Origin of the sequence: Psychrobacter sp., assembly GCF_030457785.1 — a bacterium.
In the GTDB taxonomy this organism is placed as follows: Bacteria; Pseudomonadota; Gammaproteobacteria; order Pseudomonadales; family Moraxellaceae; genus Psychrobacter.
This window is the reverse complement of record NZ_JAKDUI010000220.1, coordinates 1-4,395: the sequence shown is the minus strand read 5'-3', so window position 1 is coordinate 4,395 and position 4,395 is coordinate 1. Positions and strand designations below refer to the sequence as shown.

Sequence of the window (4,395 nt, the reverse complement as noted above, 5' to 3'; positions counted from 1 at the left end):
CTTAGATATTCATAAAATTAAAGATCTAATATCAGGATTGCAGACGGGTAAAAAAGTGATTTTGGGCAATACTTAACGCCCTACTCAACTTGCACTTGATCGCCTTTTTTACCAACTTCAGCTGACAATGATGATGTTACCACCATGAACCATAATCCAAACCTTCAGGCAGACCAAAATTTCAGATCACCGTTCTTTGCCAACCCCGTTCGCCTACTCGCCCCCATGGAAGGTCTGACAGATCCATTGATGCGAGAAATCTTGACCCAAATTGCAGCAGATTTAGGTCGTCCCTACGACTGGTCAGTGAGCGAGTTCATCCGTGTGACCCAGCACGTCCTGCCTGCGCATGTATTTTATAAATACGTACCCGAGCTGCATAATGATGCCAAGACCGCTTCAGGTACGCCGATTCATGTGCAACTACTAGGTAGTGAAGCACAACTAATGGCAGAAAATGCCGCTTACGCTTGTGAGCTAGGTGCGCCTGCGATTGATATCAACTTTGGTTGTCCTGCCAAGACAGTTAACAGCCATCGTGGTGGCTCGGTACTGTTAGACGAGCCAGAGGTTATGTACGACATCATCAGTGCTGTACGCCGTGCCGTTCCAAGTCATATTCCAGTGTCAGCAAAAATTCGCTTGGGTTATACCGACACCTGTCGCATGGATGACATTCGCAACGCCATTGCCGCGAGTGGTTCAGATTGGCTGACTATCCATGCACGCACCAAAACCCAAGGCTATAAACCACCGGCTTATTGGGACAAAATTCAAAATTTTAACACGCTCGATATTCCGGTAATTGCCAATGGTGAGATATGGAATGCAGAACAAGCGCAAAATTGCATGACGCAGTCAGGTACCAGCCACTTGATGTTGGGACGTGGCGCCGTTACCCGCCCTGATTTGATCGCGCTGGTTGATAATAAAGCTGTAGAAGATGCCACGACCCTATCATGGACAGATTTAATTGGGCATCAGATTAAGTTTTTAGAAGGTGCAGCAAAAAACGATGTGGTGTTGGTGGGGCGTTATAAACAATGGCTCGGCATGCTTACCAAAGGCTATAACGAGGCGCAAACGCTGTGGGGCAGCATCAAACGAGAAAAAAATAGAGTAGCGATTATCGATGCTCTAAACGCTAGCGTCGAATAAATAATCACTACTCTACCGTTAGAAGTTAAAAAAGACACCGCCTATATACGTGCAGCCTAGACTTACACACTCACTCGAATCGCTAGGTAAAACAACATCACTGAACAAGCCATTGACAATACCCAGAGTATCGAGCGAAAGGTCGCTAAGTTGATGACATAAGCCACACAATAGCCAACACGTATCAACACATATAGCCAAGCCAATACATTGATAATAAACTGCGGCACAAAGAATAACATCGCGGTCAGTACTGCCGCCAAAAATATAGGTAAGGTCTCATAGCTGTTTTGCTGAGCCGCATTGGCGCGTGCTGCTGCACCTGTCGTTCCCTGCAAAAAATTGCGCGGATGCGCATTGTCAGCAAGGCTAAAGCCACCTAGAAGCTTCGCAGTCATCGCCATAGCAAGTGGTAGCAGACTAGCCACCATCATTGCCCAAATCGCCGACGCTGCGGTATTGGAAACCAACTCAAAGAATGCATTCATGATTAGATGAACCCCTAGCCTGCAATCACTTCAAAATCGTGGGTGACATTAACCCCACCCGCTACCAACATTCTACTGGCTGAGCAGTATTTTTCTGCTGATAAATGAACGGCTTTTTCAACTTGTTTTTCTTTGATATCTTGACCGGTCACCACGAAGTGAATATGAATGTCAGTATAAACAGCCGGAATGGTTTCAGCGCGTTGTGCCGTCAGTTCACAACGTACGTCTGTCACATCCTGACGTGACTTTTGTAAAATAGAAACCACATCATAACTGGCACAACCACCAAGCCCTAATAAAACCAGCTCCATGGGACTGGCGCCTTTTTCTTTATCGGCATCGATTTGTACATTATGGCCAGACGGTGATACGCCCATAAATGCTTTATTCTCTTGCCACGTGACGCTTGCTTTTGATTTTGACATCTCAACTTATCCTTATTATGTTTTTGATTGATACAATTATTAATCAAGCTGTTATTAATTTAATCGGGTCATTTACCTAGTCTAGACCGTGCTTTCACTGAAGAGCTAGCACCACCATTTATCCGCTTTTAGCTCATTTATAAACCAACCAATTGAAGTTCGGCGGACATAAAGTTCCATACTCGCTGGACATAAAGTTCCACACTCTTATGACCTTATGTCGCCTTAATACTGTCAGTGTAGCATAAGCCAAAACCATATTTTACAAAGTCACGACCGCACTGACACAGCTTAGAACATATTGAAGAGTCGGCAACCCATCAATACAACCATAAGTACAGACGCAAGCATAACCATCAGCACAAATTTAAGGCCACGCCTTGGTCAAATCAAATTGAGTATGACAAAAAGCTCAGCGCTGTGTTGCCACATCAGCCTATCTATAAGCCATTGATTCTCAAAAAGTTAAATTCGTGAAACAATTTATAGCAAAATACTGTTACACATTTCGCCTATTTCTTGGTTTAATAACGGTAATAGAACTTATTTTTATTCAATGCTAGCAACAATCGACTTATAATAATTAAGATTGACGCCTAGTACCGTATTGAAATAAGCGATTTTAAACATTTTGAAAGGGTTGTTCATGATAGATGCAGATGGCTTTCGCGCCAATGTCGGCATCATCTTGGCAAATACACAAGGACAAGTACTGTGGGCAAAACGTATTGGTCACAACGCTTGGCAATTCCCTCAAGGCGGCATCGATCGCGGGGAAACGCCGATAGATGCGATGTATCGCGAGCTCTGGGAAGAGGTCGGGCTGCACCCACGTCATGTCGACTTATTGGCCGTCACACAAGACTGGCTGCGTTATCGTCTGCCGAAACGTTATGTGCGGCATGGGCAGTATCCTTTGTGTATAGGGCAAAAACAAAAATGGTTTTTGCTGCGCTTAGATGAGCCAAACACTCAACACATTCGCTTTGATGAAGGAAAGCCAGAATTTGACCACTGGCAATGGGTCAGTTATTGGTATCCACTCGGACAAGTTATTCACTTCAAACGCGGAGTATATCGCCGCGCGTTGCAAGAACTAGTACGTGAATTACCCCTAGAACAAGAATTGATTATCCCTGAACAGGACAATCACCTGTTGATTTAACACTATTCAACTTCTTGCAAAAGCGTGTCTTGCAAAAACATGTCTCACGAAGCATAGCTGCTCATCCTGATACCTCGCAACGACGATATCAGAATGAGCATTTTTTATGCTAAATGATGAGTATTAATCTCTCGACTAACTATGTCGGCCGCTATTCTCGAGATTTTATTATCGTCTTTACGTAAGGTTAATATGCTTTGAGTACACGTCCCGTAAGTGGGAGAATCGCTTGCGACCTCACCAAAAGCGACTGGCTCAATATATATAGCAGACAAAACCTGCTCAATCTCATTAGTCATGCCCGTATCTGGCAACTTATCTGCTGGTGCTTGCCTACTATCAGACAGCACGTCAAAGGCAGCCTCTTGCCAATAGGCAAAAGTATCGTCCTCTGCAATGAGCGGCAGCACCTCTTGTCGCAACCGACCCCGTAGTTTTTCCGTTTTAAACCAACCATCGTCTGGCTGACCGTTAGAGATAACATGTAGCCCTGAATATAAAGGTGTGGGCGCATGACCACGATTATTCACCACGACAGCTTGTGTGGCATCGCCAATAAGTAGGTTAAACCCTGCATAGTCTTGCAGGCTAATTTGCCTTGCAAATGCCATCGGACTTATACCACTACTCAAAAAATCAGTGACCAAGCCGCCACGCGAACGCTCATCCATGCTCGCCTGCACGCCATCACGATAGTTCAAGACAGCTGCCCATCGCCCGTTTTGTTCATAAAAACTTGCCTGCTGCTCTCGATGAACACCCAACCAAGTACCACCACTTTTTTTATCACGACCCGCATAAATCGGTTGGTCAGACCACTGGTGCAATGGCTCAGTCGGACGCTGCAAAAACTCATCACGATTGGACAATAACACCAAAGGCATCTCATCAAATAGTTGCCAAGCGACGGCGACGATACACATAAAACTCCTAATGACTAAAAATATACTTTTACAACGCTCTTCTAAAACCTTACTCAGTTTTAAAATAGTAATTAAAACGAGACAACATGACGCCAAACAGCGTGATTGATATCACGCTCTCGACAAACCATTTGGCGACATGTATACAAAATCCATGCACGTTTGGCAAAATATAACCACTTTAACATTTTACCGCAGAAATCCCCTACCTCTAAGGTAGTGGGATGAATGCG

Annotated in this window: 5 protein-coding genes; 2 read left to right on the top strand and 3 right to left on the bottom strand. The window is 44.5% G+C overall.

Annotation, left to right across the window (positions count from 1 at the left end):
• Window positions 1-144 precede the first annotated feature (144 nt).
• Window positions 145-1,158 carry a tRNA-dihydrouridine synthase gene (locus L0J61_RS09595; RefSeq protein ID WP_301466227.1) on the top strand — a complete coding sequence of 338 codons (1,014 nt, stop codon included), beginning with the start codon at window positions 145-147 and terminating at the stop codon, window positions 1,156-1,158.
• Between the two features lie 62 nt (window positions 1,159-1,220).
• Here the strand turns inward: L0J61_RS09595 and L0J61_RS09590 are convergent, their stop codons facing one another.
• Both L0J61_RS09590 and L0J61_RS09585 read right to left on the bottom strand, forming a co-directional pair.
• Window positions 1,221-1,646 (bottom strand): MAPEG family protein, encoded by a 426-nt coding sequence (locus L0J61_RS09590; protein WP_301466226.1) that lies wholly within the window; start codon window positions 1,644-1,646, stop codon window positions 1,221-1,223.
• 14 nt (window positions 1,647-1,660) lie between these two features.
• Complete coding sequence (locus L0J61_RS09585; RefSeq protein ID WP_301466225.1) at window positions 1,661-2,074, bottom strand: OsmC family protein; 414 nt, start codon at window positions 2,072-2,074, stop codon at window positions 1,661-1,663.
• Between the two features lie 646 nt (window positions 2,075-2,720).
• Here L0J61_RS09585 and L0J61_RS09580 point away from each other — a divergent pair.
• Entirely contained in the window at window positions 2,721-3,239 is a 519-nt protein-coding gene (locus L0J61_RS09580; protein WP_301466224.1) for an RNA pyrophosphohydrolase, read from the top strand.
• Between the two features lie 104 nt (window positions 3,240-3,343).
• On the opposite strand, the gene L0J61_RS09575 is transcribed toward L0J61_RS09580, so the two are convergent.
• Entirely contained in the window at window positions 3,344-4,162 is an 819-nt protein-coding gene (locus L0J61_RS09575) for an NRDE family protein (RefSeq protein ID WP_301466223.1), read from the bottom strand.
• Between the last annotated feature and the right edge of the window lie 233 nt (window positions 4,163-4,395).